Here is an 18,120-nt window from a genome sequence, read left to right on the forward strand (position 1 = left end):
AGGGATTCGACACCGCCCGTGCCACCCGCACGGGCCTCTCAAGAGGTTCAGGACATGCGCTACTCCATCGATTGTTCCAAAGCCGTGCGCGGCGCGCTGCTCGCCATTGCCGTCGCCGGCGCGCTGAGCGCGTGCGGCACGCGCCACGTCAGCCGTGACATCTCGCCCGAGGGCGTCGCCGGCGAGGTCGTGTTTCCCGACGCATCGGGTGCCGTGCTCGCCGAAGGCACGTTCCCCAACGTCGCCGACCTGCGCAACATCGGTCCGGGCGTCACCAAGGACCAGCTCTACAAGGCGCTGGGCCGGCCGCATTTCCGCGAAGGCCTCGTCGGCGTGCGCGAGTGGGATTACCTCTTCCATTTCCGCACGCCCGAGGGCGTGGTCACCTGCCAGTACAAGGTGATCTTCGACCGCGCGCATCTCGGACAGACTTTCCACTGGAGTCCGGCGTCGTGCGCGGACCGGCTGGCCGACGAGGCCGACGCGCGCAGCGCCGAGGCCGGCGTGCGCCGGGTGAACCTGTCGGCCGACGCACTGTTCGCGTTCGCGCGGCACGAGGCCCGCGACATCCAGCCGCGTGGCAGCGAGCTGCTCACCCAGCTGGCATCGGAGATCCGCGAGGCGGGTCCGTCGGTCGTGACCGTGATCGGACACACCGACCGCATCGGCAGCGCCGATGCGAACCAGCTGCTGTCGCAGCGTCGCGCCGACACGGTCCGGGCGCTGCTGGTGTCGAACGGCGTGCCGGCCGACGCGATCGTCGCCGTCGGCAAGGGCGAGGCCGAACCGGTCACGACCGGTTGCGCGGATACGCTCGCACGGTCGGCGCTGGTCGAATGCCTTGCGCCGGATCGTCGCGTCGACGTGGAAGTGCGCGGCGTCGCTGCGCGCTGAGGGTCCTCGGGTGCCCGGCCGGGCTGACGTCCGGTCGGGTAGCGAGACAGGCGGTCAGTCCGCGTCGAGCACCGTTTCCAGCACGGCGTCGCCGTAGCGTTCCAGCTTGCCGGCGCCAACGCCGCCGATGCCACCAAGCTGGCCGTGGCTGATCGGGCGCAGGCGTGCGATCTCGCGCAGCGTGGCGTCGTGGAAGATCACGTAGGCGGGCACGTTCTGCTCGCGCGCCAGGCGTCCGCGCAGGGCACGCAGCGATTCGAACAGCGGCCGGTCGGCCGGTGCCAGATCGATGTCGGCGCCGGTCGCGGCGCGTGCGGTCCGCACGCGTTCCTTCGTGTTCGTCGGTTTGCGCAGCATCACCTGCGTCTCGCCCTTCAGCACGCCGCGACTGGCTTCGGTCAGTCGCAGGCCGCCGTAGCCTTCGGCATCGACGTCGAGCAGGCCCTGCGCGACGAGCTGGCGCAGCACGCTCTTCCACACCCGCGCATCGACGTCCGTGCCCACGCCGTAGGTGCTCAGCTGGTTGTGGCCGAACTGGCGGATGCGTTCGCTCTCGCTGCCGCGCAAGATGTCGATGATGTGCGCGGCGCCGAAGCGCTGGCCGCTGCGGTAGACGCAGCTCAGCGCCTTCTGCGCGGGCACGGTGGCATCCCACGCGTCGGGCGGGTCGAGGCAGTTGTCGCAATTGCCGCAGGGCTGGCCCGCGCCATTGGCCGCATAGTCCTCGCCGAAGTTCGCCAGCAGCACCTGGCGCCGGCAGCGCATCGTTTCGCAGTAGCCCACCAGCGCGTCGAGCTTGCGGTGCTCCAAGCGCTTGCGCTCGTCGCCCGAGTCCGACTGTTCGATCATCTGCCGCAGCAGCACCAGATCGCCGAGGCCGTAGCACATCCACGCATCGGCCGGCTCGCCGTCGCGGCCGCCGCGGCCGGTTTCCTGGTAATAGCCCTCGATCGATTTCGGCAGGTCGGTGTGCGCAACGAAGCGCACGTCCGGCTTGTCGATGCCCATGCCGAACGCGATCGTCGCGACCACCACCACGCCGTCGCTGCGCAGGAAACGTCGCTGGTTCGCAGCGCGCAGGTCCGCATCCATGCCGGCGTGATACGGAATCGCGTCGATGCCCTGGCCGGCGAGGTACTCGGCGGTCTCCTCGACCTTGCGCCGCGACAGGCAGTAGACGATGCCGGCGGCGCCACGGTGCGCCTGCACGAAGTCGAGCAACTGGCGTTTGGCGTTGTCCTTCTGCACCACGGTGTAGCGGATGTTGGGCCGGTCGAAGGAGCTGACGAAGCGGCGCGCGTCCTCCAGCTGCAGGCGCTCGGCGATCTCGCGCTGGGTCGGCGGATCGGCGGTCGCGGTCAGCGCGATGCGCGGCACGTGCGGCCAGCGCTCGTGCAGGATCGTCAGCTCGCGGTACTCGCGGCGGAAATCGTGGCCCCACTGCGACACGCAGTGCGCCTCGTCGATCGCGAACAGCGCGAGCGGCGCGCGGTCGAGCAGCGACAGGAAGCGCGGCGTGAGCAGGCGTTCGGGCGCGACGTACAGCAGGTCGAGTTCCCCGGCGAGCAACTCGCGCTCCACCCGCTGCGCGGTCTCGCCGTCCAGCGTGGAATTGAGGTAGGCGGCGCGCACGCCCGACTGCAGGAGCGCGTCCACCTGGTCCTGCATCAGCGCGATCAGCGGCGAGACCACGATCGCCACCCCGTCGCGCAGCAGGGCAGGCACCTGGAAGCACATCGACTTGCCGCCGCCGGTGGGCATCAGCACGAGCGCGTCGTGGCCCGCAGCCACGTGTTCGACGATGGCGGCCTGTTCGCCGCGGAAGGCGGCATGGCCGAAGACGCGCTGCAGGACGCCGAGCGCGTCGCCGGCGGCGCCGGCAGGGGGAAGCGAAGACATGCGCCAAGGATACCGGCTGACGGTCGACAGGGGCGTCGCATCGGGCAACGGGGGATGCGCGGCGCTTTGCTAAGCTGCCTCACCTCTGCACAGGATCGTTCCCGATGACCTCGACCCCCGGCGCTGGCGGCATGCCGCTGCATACCAAGATGCTCATCGGGTTCGTGCTCGGGACGGTGGCCGGCATCGTCGCCAATCTCTATATCGGCGAAGCGGGTTGGCTCGACGCCCTGATCACCTACGTGACCGATCCGGTCGGCCAGATCTTCCTGCGCCTGCTGTTCATGCTGGTGATCCCGCTGGTGTTTTCCGCGCTGATCCTGGGCGTGGTCGAGATCGGTGATCCCGCGTCGCTGGGCCGCATCGGCGTGAAAACGCTGGTGTGGATCCTCGCGGTGACGTCGATCGCCGTCGTCATCGGTCTTGTTGCGGTGAACGTGCTGCAACCCGGCCGCGGCCTGTCGCCGGAGATCGGCCAGCAGTTGCTGGCGGACACCTCGCAGCGTGCCGGCGAGATCGCCAACGCACGCGAGGGCGTATCGGGCCTGCAGGTGCTGCTCAACATCGTGCCACGCAACCCGGTGGCGGCAGCCGCCGAGGGCGACCTGATCGCGGTGATGTTCTTCTCGCTGATGTTCGGCATCGCTGCGACGGTGATCCGCAGCGACGGCACGCGCAGCTTCGTGTCCGCAGTGCAGGGCGTCTACGACATCTGCCTGAAGCTGATCGGCTGGGTCATCGCGCTGGCGCCCTACGCGGTGGCCGCGCTGCTGTTTTCGATCACTGCCAAGCTCGGCGTCGACGTGCTGATCCAGCTGGCGCGCTTCGTCGGCACCGTGCTGCTGGCGCTGGGCGTGCATTTCTTCATCGTCATTCCGATTCTGCTGCGGGTGTTCGGCGGCATGGGCCCGCTGGCGTTCTTCCGCGGCGCGCAGCCGGCATTGCTGACTGCATTCTCGACCTCGTCATCCAGCGCGACGCTGCCGACCACCCTGAAGGTCACCGAGGAGAACCTCGGTGTGCCGCGCCGGGTGGCGCGCTTCGTGTGCACGCTCGGCGCGACCGCCAACATGAACGGAACAGCGCTGTTCGAAGGCATCACGGTGCTGTTCCTGGCGCAGTTCTTCGGTGTGGACCTGAGCATGGGGCAGCAGGTCATGATCCTGGTGCTGTGCATCTTCGGCTCGATCGGCGCGGCCGGCGTGCCGGGCGGGTCGTTGCCGGTCATCGCGATGATCCTGGTGATGTTCGGTATTCCGCCCGAAGGCATTGGCCTGATCCTGGGCGTCGACCGCCTGCTCGACATGTGCCGCACCGTCGTCAATATCGGCGGCGACATGGCCGGCTCGGTCGTCATCGGCCGCAGCGAGCTACAGTACGAGAGCCGGGACGGAACCGACGCCACGGCAGTACCGGTCGACAGCCGCGGCTGACCGCGCGAGACGCGCCCGCCGGCAACGATCCGGCGGGCATGGGACAATCGTCGGCTCCCGTCCTCGCAGCTGCCTCCAGTCCAGTCCATGACCCAGCCGACCCGTCGCGAACTCGCCAACGCCATCCGTTTCCTCGCCATCGACGCCGTCGATGCCGCCAAGTCCGGCCATCCCGGCATGCCGATGGGCATGGCCGACATCGCCGAAGTGCTGTGGAACGACCATCTGAGCCACAACCCGGCGAACCCGCAGTGGTTCAACCGCGACCGCTTCGTGCTGTCGAACGGTCACGGCTCGATGCTGCATTACGCGCTGCTGCACCTGTCGGGTTATGACCTGCCGCTGGAAGAGCTGAAGAACTTCCGCCAGCTGCACAGCAAGACCGCCGGTCACCCCGAGCGCCACGAAACGCCCGGCGTGGAGACCACCACCGGTCCGCTGGGCCAGGGCTTCGCGAACGCGGTCGGTTTCGCGCTCGCCGAGCGTCTGCTCGCGCAGCGCTTCAACCGTCCCGAGTTCGCCGTCGTCGACCATCGCACCTGGGTGTTCATGGGCGACGGCTGCCTGATGGAAGGCATCTCGCACGAGGCCGCGTCGCTCGCCGGCACGCTGGGCCTGGGCAAGCTGGTCGCGTTCTGGGACGACAACCGCATCTCGATCGACGGCAATACCGAGGGCTGGTTCACCGACGACACGCCGGCGCGTTTCGAGGCCTACGGCTGGCGCGTGATCCGCGACGTCGACGGCCACGATGCCGATGCGATCTCGCGTGCGATCGACGCCGCCACCGCGCAGGACGACAAGCCGGTGTTGGTGTGCTGCCGCACGACGATCGGCTTCGGTTCGCCCAACCGCGCCGGCAAGGAGTCCTCGCACGGCGCGCCGCTGGGCCAGGACGAATCCGACGCCACCCGCGCCGCGCTCGGCTGGGCCCACGGCCCGTTCGAGGTGCCGCAGGCGCTGCGTGACGGCTGGCGCGCGGTCGAGGCCGGCCAGGTGCGCGAGTCGGAATGGAACCAGCAGTTCGATGCCTACCAGGCCAAGTACCCGGATCTCGCCGCCGAACTCGTGCGCCGCTCGCACGGCGACCTGCCGGACGGCTTCGTCGACGCGGCCGATGCGTTCATCGCCAAGCTGCAGGCAGACGGCCCGACGGTTGCCTCGCGCAAGGCCTCGCAGATGGCGATCGAAGCGTTCGCGCCGCTGTTGCCGGAAATCATCGGCGGCTCGGCCGACCTCGCGCATTCCAACCTGACCCTGTGGAAGGGCAGCACCTCCGCGGCCAGCACCGATGCCAACGCGAACTACGTCTATTACGGCGTGCGCGAGTTCGGCATGAGCGCGATCGCCAACGGCCTGGCGCTGCACGGCGGGTTCATTCCCTTCGACGCGACGTTCCTGGTCTTCAGCGATTACGCCCGCAACGCGGTGCGCATGAGCGCGCTGATCCCCGCGCACGCGATCCACGTCTACACGCACGATTCGATCGGTCTGGGCGAAGACGGCCCGACCCACCAGCCGGTCGAGCATCTCGCGTCCTTGCGCTACATCCCGAACAACGACGTGTGGCGTCCGTGCGACGCGGTCGAATCGGCGGTGGCGTGGAAGTGCGCGATCACCCGCCAGGACGGCCCGAGCTGCCTGGTGTTCTCGCGCCAGAACCTGCCGCACCAGGCGCGCGACGCGGCGCAGGTCGCCGACATCGCGCGTGGCGGCTACGTGCTGAAGGATTCGGTCGGCACGCCGGAGATCATCCTGATCGCGACCGGTTCGGAGATCGGTCTGGCGACCCAGGCGGCCGAGCAGCTCGGCGACACGGTGCGCGTGGTGTCGATGCCCTCGACCGACGTGTTCGATCGCCAGGACGCGGCGTATCGCGAATCGGTGCTGCCGAACGCCGTGCGCAAGCGCGTCGCCATCGAAGCCGGCGTCACCCCGTTCTGGCGCGCCTATGTGGGTCTCGACGGCGCCGTGATCGGCATCGACAGCTTCGGCGCGTCCGCGCCGGCGGACAAGCTGTTCCAGCACTTCGGCATCACGGTCGAGAAGATCGTCGAAGCGGCGAAGGCGCTCTGATCGCGACGCGCGATCTGCAGCAGTGAACGAAAAAGCCCGCGCAAGCGGGCTTTTTCTGTGGGCGATTCGTCGCGAGTCTGCGATATGCAGAGACGTGGAAATTCAGAATCCGCGGATCGCGGCCCAAGCCCCTGTCCCTTTGGAAGAGGGGTCGGTGAGGACGAACGCTCGCGATGATCCGAAGTCCGAACCGCTTTCCGTATTGATGGGTGTCGCTACGCGCTACCCATCCTGCGAAGCCGCGCGTCACCCCACCGGCGTGTCGTGCTTGCTGCCGCCGCGGCAATGCGGCGAATCGGGCACCTGCACTTCGGCCGCCCACTCGTCGGGCGTGAACGTGTGCAGCGCCAGCGCATGGATCTGCTGCATCTGCGGACCGAGCGCGCGATACACCGCCTGGTGCCGTTGCAGCGCACGCTTGCCGTCGAACGCCGCGCTGACCACGACCGCCTTGTAGTGCGTTTCCAGCCCGCGGCTGTGCATGTGGCTCTCGTCCTCGACCTCGAGGTGGGTGGGCTGCAATCCGGCGAGGGCATCGCGGAGCTGGTCGGCGCGGGTGGTCATTGCGGGTCCTGCACGGGTGTGTCGAACGAAATGGAGGCGCGGCACGCGATCGCAACCGCGACTCAGGTAGCGGACGTCGGTGCGATCACATCCTGGGGCGCGCTGGGGCGCTCAGTGCGGCGCAGGCCGAGTGACACCAGCCGCGCCATCAGGTGTTCGTTGAGGCCGCTCGGCGCCTGCAACTGCATGCGCGCGAGCGCGGGCGTGTCGTCGCCGATGCCTGCGCGCAGCGCATCGAACACCGTCGCGAGCTTGCCCCGGCGCGTCGCGGTGCGCGTGCGCAACCAGGCCAGGGCGCGCAGCAGGCGCTGTTCGACGACGTCGAAATCGCTGCCCAGCGGGTAGTCGGGCAGGCTGCCGTCGGCGCGCAGCGGCGCCAGCGCCTGGCGCAGTGTGTCCGGCGTGTTGCGCTGCCAGGGTGCGGGCACCACGAAACGCGCATCGAGCTTGCCGGCCGCCTGCGCACGCGCCACCAGCCCCGCCTGATGCGGGGCTTCCGCAATGCGCGCCATCGCGCGCGTGCAGTCCTCGTCGGTCGCGCCGCGGATGTCGGCGATGCCGTACTCGGTGATGTAGACATCACGCAGGTGGCGCGGAATGGTGGTGTGGCCATAGTTCCAGCGGATGTTCGCCTCGCGTCCGCCACCGGCATCGCGCGCGGCGCGCAGCAGCAGCACCGAGCGCGCGTCGGGCAGCGCATGGCCCATCGCGACGAAGTTGTACTGGCCGCCGACACCGGACACCACGCGGCCGTCCTCCAGACCGTCGGACACCGCCGCGCCCAGCGCGGTCGCCATCATGCAGCTGTTGAAGAAACGCGCGTCGCGGCGCTGCAGTCGCTCCAGCCCTTCGTCGAGACCGTAGAGTTCGTTGACCTCGCCGACGCGCTTCATGCCGATGCCGCGCCGGGTCTCGTCGTCGAGGCCGCGCAGCCAGGCATAGAAATCCGGCGAGCCGAGATAGAACGCGCCGTGCAGGAATTCGCCGTTGCGTTCGAGCAGATCGAGATCGAGCGCACTCGCGGTGCCGTCGTTGACCCGCCGCATCAGGCTGGCCTTGTCGACGACGCGGCGCTTGATCACGCCCACTTCGACCAGACGCTTGAAGCCCTCGTTGATCATCTCGCTGCAGCCGTAGAGGCCGGTGTCGAACGGATCGAGTCCGCCGACGGCCTGCACCGTGCGGTGGCTGGCGAGATCGGGATCGAGCGCATGCAGCACGCGCCGGTAGGCGGCGTTGTCGGTGTGGCGCAGCGCCAGCGCATGGCACAGCGCATCGGCCAGCGCGCCGATGCCGATCTGCAGCGTGCCACCGTCGCGCACCAGCGTGCTGGCGTAGAAGCCGATCGCGTAGTCGGCATCCGACACCGGCTGGCGCGGCAGCCCGAACAGGCGCGGCCAGGGTGGCGGCGGTGCGATCACGACATCGAAGAACGCCGCGTCCACCGCCGCGGTGCCGTCGAGCCACGGCAGCGCGGGGTCGATTTCGCCCACGACCAGTGGCCGCGGATGACCGGCCGCAACGAGTGCATCGATCGCATCGAACGTCAGGTCGGTGTTTGACGACAGCGAGAAGCGCGAGCCGTCGTCGTTGGCCGCCACCTTCTGCACCAGCACGTTGACGCCACGGTCGGCGAGTGCGCGGGCGACGTGCGTGTAGTTGAGGCTGGCATAGCGGCGTTGCGCTTGGTGCGAGCCGAGCATCGCGCCCGACTGCATGTAGAACTCCTCGACCTCCACGTGCGGCGGCAGCGCATTGCGGCGCAGCGCGTCTACGTACTTCAGGCGCACGAAGTCCTCGCCGAAGTGCCGGTTCGCGAACGGTCCGATGAAGCGGCCCTCGAGATCGTCGCCGGCCGATGGCGGGTCCAGCGAGAGCGCGGTGTAGAGCGTGAACGGCCGCGTCGGATCGGCGATCGCCAGATCGAACAGCGCGTTGAGCAGCCGGTGCGGCTTGCCGATGCCGAGCGGTGCCCCGACGTGCAGCGCGCCGGGGACCTGGGCGCGCAGATGGACGGCCGCCGCCGCCACGTCATCGAGATAGACAGTCATCCGGCAAGCCTACCCGCGCGACGATGAAGTGTCCCCGTCCGGCGCATCGGCGCCATCGGGCACCACATGGACCTCGTCGATGCGCCAGTGCACCGCGCGCGCGGTCTCGCGGATCGCCTGCGCGGCCGCAGCGGTGAGCGCCCCCGCGCGGGGCGTCGCGTACACCACGCCCGACAGGCGCAGACCCTCCTCGTGGAACCGCACCCGGCAGGCCGCGACGTCCGGATGGCGGGAGACCGCCTCCACTACCTGGTCCGGCAGCGTGTCGTGGTCGCTGCGGTCCACCCGCTGGGGCCGGGCGTCGTGCAGATCGCGCACCGCGTTGCGCAGGTTGCGTACGCCATCGCGCAGCACCTCGAACGCGATGAAGACCGCCGCGGCCGCGTCCGCCCACCACAGCCCGAATCCGATGCCCAGCACGCCGACGATGCCGGCCACCGCTGTCATCCAGTCCGCCTTGTTCATGTCGGCGTCGGTGTGCAGCGGCTTGGAGTCGAGCGCGCGTGCGAGCTTGAGCTTCATGCGGCCCAGAATCACCGGCGGCACGCAGGACACCGCGAGCGCCGCGATCATCACCCAGCCCTGCCACACCACGGCATCGCCGATCGCGATCGACCCCACCACCGGATGCGTGCGCGTCGCCAGGACGTGCAGGCCGTCGACGACCAGCAGCAGGCCGACCGCGGTCAGGGCCACGGACGATGCGAGGAACGTGATGTCGAAGGCGCGCTCGCGTCCGTCGACGTATGTCGCGTCGACGCCGCGGGTGCGGAAGCGCAGCGCGATCAGGAACGCGATCGGCGGCAGCAGGCTGAGCACGTCCTCGACCAGCGCGGTCAGCATCGCCTGCGAGCCGCCCATCGTCAGGAACATCATCACGGTGATCGCGCCGAGCAGCGCGATCGACCACCAGCACAGGCGCGCCGCCCGCTGCAGATCACGCAGCTGGGCCGCGCCGAGCGGACGCGGTCTGCGCCGGACGGGTGTCGCGCGGGCCTCGCTCATCGCGTGACCCCGCGCTGCGCATGCAGCCAGCGGTCGACGGTGAGGTGCCAGGCGTTCTCGCCCGGCGGCAGTGCGAGCCGTCGACGGGACGGACGGTCGTGCGCGTCGGGCAGCCTGTAGTCGCGCGACCAGCCGACCTCCGCCCAGGGCGACTGCGGCGAATGCCCGCCGGCCACCATGTGCAGTCGATGCGCGAGAAGATCCTCCATCAGCGCGTCGTGGCCCCCGACCACCCATTCGACGCGCAGCCCGCGCGCGGCGGCGAACCGTGCGATCAGGTCGACTTCCGCACCGCCCGGCGCCTCGCCGTCGCGCACCTGCACGTACGGCGGATCGTGGCTCAGGCCGACCCGCATGGCTGCCTGCGCGCGGGCGCTGCTGTCGTGGGCGTCGCGCGGATACGGGCCGCATGCGGCCAAGCACAGGCACAGCAGCAGGAGAAGCAGGGATTTCGGCATGAGGCCTTATCGGGGATCCGCGATGAAGGCGGAGTCACTTCCGGCCGGGCGTGCGCGGCTGGCACGCCGACCGCGCCGGAGGTCCCGAAACGCCTCGCGCCGCCGGGAACGGTCGACGTCCGCATCGCGACACCGTCGTGCGCGCAGCGGACTGCAGCACGCCCGGTCTGCGAAGCGCAGTGCGCCCGCTCGGGTGCAATCGCAGCGCCGGGGGGGCAGGGTGCGATCCGCAGCCCGACGCCGATGGCTCCCGGTGCGTCGCAACCGCCATTGCGGCGGCTCAGTCCAGCGTGTGCACCGCGTCGGCGAGGCGGCGCACATCGTCGCTGGTGTGGCTGACGTAGAGCATCGGCAGGCGCACCTCGTCGCGCACGCGCTGCAGCCAGGGGATCAACTCTTCGCGTCGCGCCTCGTCGAGCGCCGACAGCGGTTCGTCGAACAGCAGCACCGCCGGCTGCGACAGCAACGCGCGGCCGATCGCCACCCGCTGCGCTTCGCCGCCGGAGAGATTCGCCACCTGGCGCTGCAGCAGGCCCGAAATGCCGAGCAGCTCGACCACGTGATCCAGTGCGAAGCTGTCGGCGCCAGCGTGATGGCGGCCGTAGCGCAGGTTGCGCAGCACGTCGAGGTGCGGGAACAGGCGCGCGTCCTGAAACACGTAACCGACGCGCCGGCGATGCGCCGGCACGTCGATGCGCGCGGCACTGTCGAACAGCACCCGGCCGTCGATCTCGATGCGCCCCGCGCGCGGGCGCACAAGCCCCGCGATCGCATGGAGCACGCTGGTCTTGCCGGCGCCCGAGGGGCCCGTCAGCGCGAGCACGCGCTGCGCGGACTCGACGCGGATGTGCCGCGCGAAGCTGCCGCGGCGCAGATCGATGTCGACGTGCAGCATCAGTCGCGCACCTCGCCGCGCTGGCGGCGCACCAGCCACTCGGAGGCCATCAGCGCGGCCAGCGAGATCGCCACCGACACCGCCGCCAGCCGCCAGATGCCGGCTTCGCCGTCGGGCACCTGCATCAGTCCGTAGATCGCCGACGACACGGTCTGCGTCTCGCCGGGGATATTGGACACGAAGGTGATCGTCGCGCCGAACTCGCCCAGCGCCTTCGCGAACGCCAGCACCGCGCCGGCGATCACGCCTGGCCAGGCGAGCGGCAGGGTGATGGTGCAGAACACCCGCAGCGGGCTGGCGCCGAGCGTGGCGGCAGCGTGCTCGAGGCGGCGGTCGACGTTCTCGATCGACAAGCGGATGGTCCGCACCATCAGCGGGAAGCCCATGATCGCGCTGGCCAGCGCGGCGCCCGTCCAGCGGAATGCGAAGGAGAACCCCAGCGTGTCGTCCAGCCAGCGGCCGATGAGGCCGTTGCCGCCCAGCATCACCAGCAGCGCGTAACCCACGACCACCGGCGGCAGCACCAGCGGCAGATGCACCAGGGCATCGAGCAGTGCCTTGCCGAAGAAGCGCCGGCGCGCGAGCAGCCAGGCGATCGCGATGCCCGGCGGCAGGCTGCACAGCGCGGCGGCCGCGGCGACCTTCAGACTCAGCCGGATCGCCAGCAGTTCATCGGGGCCGAAGCCCAGCAGCGTGTCCGGGTCTGCCATCGATCAGCGGATCGAAAAGCCGTGCGCGCGGAAGATCGACGATGCGGCCTCGCCGTCGAGCCAGCGCACGAAGGCATCGGCCTGCGGGTGGCGGCTCGCCGCGATGCGGGCGACCGGATACACGATCTGCGGATGACTGTCGGCGGGGAACGTCGCCAGCACCTTCACCTGCGGCTCGGCCTTCGCATCGCTGCCGTAGACCACGCCCAGCGGCGCTTCGCCGCGCGCGACGAGGGTCAGCGCCGAACGCACGCTGTCGGATTCGGCCACACGGGGCTGCAGGGCCGACCACATGCCCAGCGATTCGAACGCGGCCCGGGCGTACTTGCCGGCCGGCACGCTGGCGGTCAAGGCCAGCGACAGGCGGCCGCGCGCGCCGAGAAGCGGCCGCAGATCCGTACCGCGCGCGAGTGCCAACGGCTGCGCGGCGCTGTCGGCCGGTGCCACCAGCACCAGGGTGTTGCCGAGCAGCACGCGGCGCGAGCCGGTGTCGATCAGCTGACGCGTCTGCAACCAGTCCATCCATTCCAGATCGGCGGACACGAAGACATCGGCCGGTGCGCGCTGCTCGATCTGCCGGGCGAGCGCGGAACTGGCGGCATAGGACACCCGTACCGGCTGTCCCGTCTCGCGCTGGTAGCGCGCGGCCGCGGCGTCCATCGATTCCTTGAGGCTCGCGGCGGCGAAGACCGTGATCGGTGCGCGGTCCTGGGCGGCGACCGGCAGGGTGGCGAGTGCGGCAAGGGCGATCAGCAGCAGGGCGGCGGACGCGCGCAGCCAGCGATGGGAACGGCGCATGGGCATCGGAATTCCGGAATGGAGACGACAGGATCAGGGAGCGGCGATGACGGTGATGCGTTCGACCTGGCGCACGCCGCGCGCCGGGCGCGTGTCATCGGGCACCAGCAGGCGCAGCGGCCCGCTGTCGGCGTCGAGTGGTGCGCCGTCGCAACGGTCGACCAGATAGACCCCGCGATTGCCCAGCGTGGCGTCGAGTTCGCCCAGCGAAAACAGCGTGCGGTAGCCGTCGCGGGCGGTGACCAGCGCGTAGCGGTCGAGAAGCGCGCCGCGCAGCGGTGTATCGGGCATCGCGCCGGTGGCCTGCAGCAGCGCCGCCAGCGCGACGCCTTCGCACCGCAGCGTCCGGCCATGCACCGTGGCGTCGACCGTGTGCCGGGTCAGCGACGCACGTGCGGCGGCGTCGAGCGGGATCACGACCGGCGACGGATCGACCGGCGCGGCGGCCCGCTGGTGGGTGGCCGGACCATGCGGCGCGGGCGTCTGGCCATGGACCGCGGACGCGCCCAGCACCAGCAGCGCACACAGATGTCGGAATCGGAACACGGCGCGCCCTCCTGACGAGTGATCGAGCATAGCGACGCGCCCCCGGGAGCGACAACGCGGTCTCAGAGCGTGCCGATCGGCAACTTCAGATAGCGCACGCCGTTGGATTCGGGGTCGGGCAGGGCGCCGGCGCGGATGTTGGTCTGCACCGACGGCAGCAGCAGCGCCGGCATCGGCAACGTGGCATCGCGCGCCTCGCGCAATGCGACGAAGGTGGCAGCGTCGATGCCGTGGCCGACATGGATGTTGTCCCGCTTCTGCGCGCCGATGGTGGTTTCGCAGGCCACCGCCCGGCCGCCCGGTCCGTAGTCGTGGCAGACGAAGACGCGGGTGGCGTCGGGCAGTTCGAACAGGCGCTGGATGGAGCGGTAGAGCGTGGCGGCATCGCCACCCGGGAAATCGCAACGGGCGGTGCCGCCGTCGGGCATGAACAGCGAGTCGCCGGTGAACAGTGCATCGCCGATGAGATAGGCGCTGCTGTCGCTGGTATGGCCGGGTACCGGGATCGTGCGGCCTTCGAGCGCGCCGATCGCGAACCTGTCATCGGCGGCGAACAGCCGGTCGAACTGCGAGCCGTCGACCGGGAAATGCGCGCCCAGATTGAAGATCGGCCGGAAGGTCTTCTGCACCGTGCGGATGCCGTCGCCGATGGCCAGCCGCGCGCGCGGCAACTGTCCGCGCAACCAGTCGCCGGCAGACAGATGGTCGGCATGGGCGTGGGTTTCGAGGATCCACTGCACATCGAGCCCATGCGCCTGCACGTGGTCCAGCAGCCCCAGCGCCGAAGCGGTGGATGTGTGCGCGGAGGCCATGTCGAAATCCAGCACCGGATCGACGATCGCCGCTGCGTTCGACGCAGGATCGCGGACGATGTAACTCCACGTGCCGCTGCCGGCGTGGTGGAACGGGGTGACCTGCGGTGACGACATCGCGATCCTCCTGCCTGAACACGCCCGATGCTAGAGCACCCGGCGCGGGCGGAGGTTGCGATTGCGTAAGTTCAGCGTTGCGCGGGTGTTGCCAGCGCGGCGTTGAGCAATGCGCCGAGACGGGCGCCTGCATCGCGCAGGGCCTGCTCGGCCTGCGGCAGGTGCGTGGTCACGTAGGCATCGCTAATCCGCGCCCGGCGCGGGTAGACCCCGGGCGCCACTGCAATGCGGCACGCCGCTTCTGCCCAGTCGGCTGCCGGAGGCGGCAGACGCACCGAGCTGCCGGCATCGGCCGACGGCGCACGCGTGCCGATGCGGGCCAGCCAGGCGTCGCCGGACAGGTTCTGGCTGTTGAGCATGCCGCTGTCCCAGAACGCGTGCAGGTTGGTGCCGCGGCCGTGGAAGCTGATCTGCCGGTCGTTGCCGCCACGGTCGTGACCGTAGCCGGCGTGCATCGGCTGATGCGCATCGCCGGTGAAGTGCACGACGAACTTCAGCGCCTGGGCCCGTTCGGCGCGTGGACGTGTGCGGTCGGCGAGGATCGCGGTCTGGGTTTTCAGCGCCTCGATCACGCAGTCGCCGTTCGGACAGTCGCGCCGCGCCTCGTAGCGGCAGTTCGACTCGCCGATGTTGACGTAGTGCCAACGCGCCGAGCGCTTGCCCAGGTCCGGATCGTGCTCGCGCAGCTCGTCCGCCCAGCTGGCGATGCCGGGCAGGGTGGGGTCCGGCTCGCCGGCCAGCAGCCGGGACACCTCGGCGCGCGCGGCAGGCGTCAGATCGCGCTCGGCGACCTGCGCCACCAGACGGTGGCCGAGCTTGCCCCAGGCGAGGGCGGACGAGGGGAGGGCGAAGGCGGCCAGCAGGCCACCGCACAGAAGGATTCGACGCAGCATGGAGTAATTCTAACGGAGGCCCCACTTGCCTGCGCTGAGTCGGTGAAGAAGCCTAGCTATTCTCTTGCCCAGCCGACAGCGGAGCTGTCTCAGAAGGCGCTAGCGAGATGATGCTCAGTAGTTCCTCAAAACAACTCTCCGCGTCTGGGGAGTTGCCTGTCGAAGGGCTGCTTGTGCAGCGCCGTCTGTTAGGACGTCGCCCGAAAGCGTTTCGCGAGCTGCACTGCTCGGCGAGTCGATAGGTCCGCAGCCTAATCAGAGGTTGAGTTCCCGAGCCGGATTTCCCAGTCAACGTCTGCCGGCAGAACGACCCGCACCTGCTCGCCCATGCGCAACGCTTCCTCGGCGAGCGCATGTGCTGCGCAAATCGCTCCGAATCGCCCCTCGAAAGCTTCGTGATGGCGACCAAGTGCCTCTACTTCGAATCGGCCCTTGCCAACGTCCTTAACCTCGATCTCAATCATGTCTGACTCCCTCAGTTGGCTACATGCTTCCTGCTCACTAGAAAAACTTCTGTAAGAGATCGCCGCATCGAATGCTCGCAATTCTTCTTGTTCAGTGATAAGACCAAAATAACTTTCATTCACGCGGCCTGTATGGAGCAAAGGGTCTCTGGGCGCTTCACCGATTTGGGTGTGCCAGCAGCAATAGGGCAGTGCTAGGTGCGCTGCCCTTATTGCTCGCGTAGATATCGCTTAGGCGAGGTGTCGCGCCCCTCTGGTCCTCATGCTTGCAGCATCCTCCACTGAACTTATTAATGATGCTTTATTATTTCTTCATGGGGCGCGCGTTGTTGCTGATTGCATAACATCTGATTAAGATTTTTCACTAGTTACTATTCTTTCTGCAATTTAAATAATCGAGCGATAATTAATGCAGAACACGATTGATGCCATCAAGGCAATGCCTATTTACGCAATTATTGTGTTCCTTGGCAGCGCATGCGCAGCGATCGCGGGTTTTCCGCGCTTGGTAAACGCAATTCTGGAACTGGCCGCGAAGCGAAACGCTAAGGCTATTGCGGACCAAATCTATAGAGATTCCGGAGTTGCTTCTTTCACTAGTGAGGATATAGCGCATTCCCGTCGCAACTACATAGCTCCTAGCTGCATGCAGACGGACCCGGCAAATGAAGATGACTCAAGAACCGTGGTGGCACTAGGTCCACTGTTCAAAACAATTGACGATCACTTCGAGGCTGGTGGGCCAAAGAGGCATGTCATATTATTGGCTGACTCTGGAATGGGCAAGACGAGTTTCTGCATTAACTACTATGCTCGAGAAATAAAGAAGAGAAAATCCAAGCGGCGTCGGATAGCAGTTATTTCTCTCGGGCGTGAGAATGCCGTCGATGAGATCAAAAGGTTCTCTGATAAAAGAAATGCCATTTGTTTTTTAGATGCTTTCGACGAGGATCACCGAGCTGTTGGAGACCCTGATGGCCGTCTTGCCGAGTTGATGAATGCTGCGGCAGACTTTCGTAATGTTGTGGTGACATGCCGATCACAGTTCTTCGCGGACGATGCAGCAGTTCCTGTCAGTAGCGGGATTATGTACGTCGCGGCACGAAAGGCCGGCCAGAGCCGGGAGCTCCCGCTGCATCGCTTGTTCCTGGCTCCATTCTCGGCGAAGCAGATTCAAGCCTACCTAGCCAAGCAGTTTCCGCTCACTTCTCTGAGGAACTGGCGATTTCGGAGAGAAGCGCTTGCTCTTGTTACTTCGATCTCTGAGCTAAGCACTCGACCCATGCTCCTAGAGCTATTACCGGATCTCGTTCGGGATGGCAGGTCAATTACGGAGCTTTTTGGTCTCTATGAATTTCTCGTGGAAAAGTGGCTAGAGCGAGAAAGTGACTGGATCAGCCCAAGCGACTTAAGGGATATATCAATAGAGCTTGCTGTGCGCTGCTACCATCTTCAGCGGTCCGGCCACGGTGATCGAATTGCGCCTTCTATTCTAGAAGAGATCGCAGAAGCTCATAGCGCGCCTCTTGAAACATGGAAATTAAAGTCTAGATCTTTATTGAATCGCGATATCGAAGGGCAATTTAAGTTTGCACATCGCTCAGTGTTGGAATATCTCTTCCTGCTAGCCGCGCTCAAGGGCGACGCTCGTTGCTATAGCGTGGAATGGACCGACTTGATGAAGGACCTATTAGTTAGTTGGGGGAGCTCGGATCCTTCCGGGACTTATGAAAAGGCAGCACTAGTTCTGCAGCTCGACCACTCTGCAACCGGTCTTTTCCCGCTTGCAAGCCCTCTCGCGCAACCCGCGTTGCGGTCGGCTGCTGATTGCCGCAAGGCACTAAAAGGCGATGGAATTTCGTTTCGGCAATCAAGGAGGATTCCCGTGACGTGGCGACATAGATCGCTCCAGATTACGTGCGTGCAATCCAGTGACCATGTTTCAGCTTACAAGGTCTACGATTCCACGAATGGGATCTCGTGGTTCATCAACGATGTATCGCGGATTCTGGGCGGAAATGAGCGAGATATATATCGAGACCGCAGGTATCAGGTGGGGGTGCAAACGGATTTGATTGGCGAGCCGCGGATCGATAGTCGGCGGCTTCCGTCAATAGAGGAGATGCTGAGTCTCTGGGAGAGTGAGCCTTTTCTCGTCCAGGAGCATGGTTTCGGTGCAGTTCTCGATAAGCATGAGATCTATTGGCTCGGAGACAGCGGAGACAATGGCCCGTTGTGCTGCTCTTTTGGCGAGGTCTTCGGCTACCCGTATTTGCGTCTGCTTTGTTCGAAGGGTAGTGAAGGTAGACATATCCACATCTACGAACTCCAGAATAGGTATGGGTATGTTGATCGGGAGCCTTTCAAGGCAATGGCCGTCTACGTAATTGATGCAGATTAGAACGGCCTCAGTAGCTGCTCGATTTTCAGATGGAGCGACAGCTGAAGTTAATTTTTTAAGTCGGTTTTTGTTGAGCGAATCTATGGCAACCCTTTTTCCAACGA

At 67.0% G+C, this 18,120-nt stretch carries 16 protein-coding genes; 4 read left to right on the top strand and 12 right to left on the bottom strand.

Annotated features, from left to right (window positions below; genetic code table 11):
• Positions 1–54: 54 nt before the first annotated feature.
• Positions 55–894: an OmpA family protein gene (locus CURTO8I2_RS01140; protein WP_159677963.1), complete on the top strand. Its 840-nt coding sequence runs from the start codon at positions 55–57 to the stop codon at positions 892–894.
• Between the two features lie 54 nt (positions 895–948).
• On the opposite strand, the gene recQ is transcribed toward CURTO8I2_RS01140, so the two are convergent.
• Positions 949–2,793, bottom strand: coding sequence for a DNA helicase RecQ (gene recQ, locus CURTO8I2_RS01145; RefSeq protein WP_159677965.1), 1,845 nt, complete (start codon positions 2,791–2,793; stop codon positions 949–951).
• A gap of 104 nt (positions 2,794–2,897) precedes the next feature.
• Between recQ and CURTO8I2_RS01150 the strand changes: the two genes are divergently transcribed.
• A complete protein-coding gene (locus CURTO8I2_RS01150) occupies positions 2,898–4,226 on the top strand; it encodes a dicarboxylate/amino acid:cation symporter (protein WP_201295453.1) in 1,329 nt (442 codons plus the stop codon).
• 87 nt (positions 4,227–4,313) lie between these two features.
• Positions 4,314–6,302, top strand: coding sequence for a transketolase (gene tkt, locus CURTO8I2_RS01155; protein ID WP_159677966.1), 1,989 nt, complete (start codon positions 4,314–4,316; stop codon positions 6,300–6,302).
• Positions 6,303–6,548: 246 nt separating this feature from the next.
• Here the strand turns inward: tkt and CURTO8I2_RS01160 are convergent, their stop codons facing one another.
• The 11 genes from CURTO8I2_RS01160 to CURTO8I2_RS15380 all read right to left on the bottom strand — a co-directional run bounded on the left by CURTO8I2_RS01160 (position 6,549) and on the right by CURTO8I2_RS15380 (position 15,738).
• A complete protein-coding gene (locus CURTO8I2_RS01160; RefSeq protein WP_159677968.1) occupies positions 6,549–6,866 on the bottom strand; it encodes a BolA family protein in 318 nt (105 codons plus the stop codon).
• Positions 6,867–6,928: 62 nt separating this feature from the next.
• Positions 6,929–8,917, bottom strand: coding sequence for an acetyl-CoA hydrolase/transferase C-terminal domain-containing protein (locus CURTO8I2_RS01165; RefSeq protein WP_159677969.1), 1,989 nt, complete (start codon positions 8,915–8,917; stop codon positions 6,929–6,931).
• Between the two features lie 9 nt (positions 8,918–8,926).
• Positions 8,927–9,922, bottom strand: coding sequence for a cation transporter (locus CURTO8I2_RS01170; protein WP_159677971.1), 996 nt, complete (start codon positions 9,920–9,922; stop codon positions 8,927–8,929).
• The gene (locus CURTO8I2_RS01175) at positions 9,919–10,380 is read right to left on the bottom strand and encodes a transporter substrate-binding domain-containing protein (protein WP_159677972.1); all 462 of its coding nucleotides are present in this window, start codon (positions 10,378–10,380) and stop codon (positions 9,919–9,921) included. The genes CURTO8I2_RS01170 and CURTO8I2_RS01175 overlap by 4 nt, the downstream gene beginning before the upstream one ends.
• Before the next feature lie 280 nt (positions 10,381–10,660).
• A complete protein-coding gene (locus CURTO8I2_RS01180) occupies positions 10,661–11,275 on the bottom strand; it encodes an ATP-binding cassette domain-containing protein (protein WP_159677974.1) in 615 nt (204 codons plus the stop codon).
• Positions 11,275–11,985: a molybdate ABC transporter permease subunit gene (gene modB / locus CURTO8I2_RS01185; protein ID WP_201295454.1), complete on the bottom strand. Its 711-nt coding sequence runs from the start codon at positions 11,983–11,985 to the stop codon at positions 11,275–11,277. Before modB ends, CURTO8I2_RS01180 begins: the two co-directional genes overlap by 1 nt.
• A gap of 3 nt (positions 11,986–11,988) precedes the next feature.
• Positions 11,989–12,783: a molybdate ABC transporter substrate-binding protein gene (modA, locus tag CURTO8I2_RS01190; protein ID WP_159677976.1), complete on the bottom strand. Its 795-nt coding sequence runs from the start codon at positions 12,781–12,783 to the stop codon at positions 11,989–11,991.
• Between the two features lie 33 nt (positions 12,784–12,816).
• Positions 12,817–13,329 (bottom strand): molybdopterin-binding protein, encoded by a 513-nt coding sequence (locus CURTO8I2_RS01195; protein WP_159677977.1) that lies wholly within the window; start codon positions 13,327–13,329, stop codon positions 12,817–12,819.
• A 62-nt stretch (positions 13,330–13,391) separates the two neighbouring features.
• A complete protein-coding gene (locus tag CURTO8I2_RS01200; RefSeq protein ID WP_159677979.1) occupies positions 13,392–14,258 on the bottom strand; it encodes an MBL fold metallo-hydrolase in 867 nt (288 codons plus the stop codon).
• A gap of 71 nt (positions 14,259–14,329) precedes the next feature.
• Positions 14,330–15,151: a S1/P1 nuclease gene (locus CURTO8I2_RS01205; RefSeq protein ID WP_159677980.1), complete on the bottom strand. Its 822-nt coding sequence runs from the start codon at positions 15,149–15,151 to the stop codon at positions 14,330–14,332.
• A 251-nt stretch (positions 15,152–15,402) separates the two neighbouring features.
• Entirely contained in the window at positions 15,403–15,738 is a 336-nt protein-coding gene (locus CURTO8I2_RS15380) for a hypothetical protein (RefSeq protein WP_236550962.1), read from the bottom strand.
• A gap of 286 nt (positions 15,739–16,024) precedes the next feature.
• On the opposite strand from CURTO8I2_RS15380, the gene CURTO8I2_RS01215 reads away from it, so the two are divergent.
• Positions 16,025–18,016, top strand: coding sequence for a hypothetical protein (locus CURTO8I2_RS01215; protein WP_159677984.1), 1,992 nt, complete (start codon positions 16,025–16,027; stop codon positions 18,014–18,016).
• Positions 18,017–18,120: the final 104 nt, after the last annotated feature.

This window comes from Luteimonas sp. 9C (assembly GCF_902506295.1).
GTDB lineage: Bacteria > Pseudomonadota > Gammaproteobacteria > Xanthomonadales > Xanthomonadaceae > Luteimonas.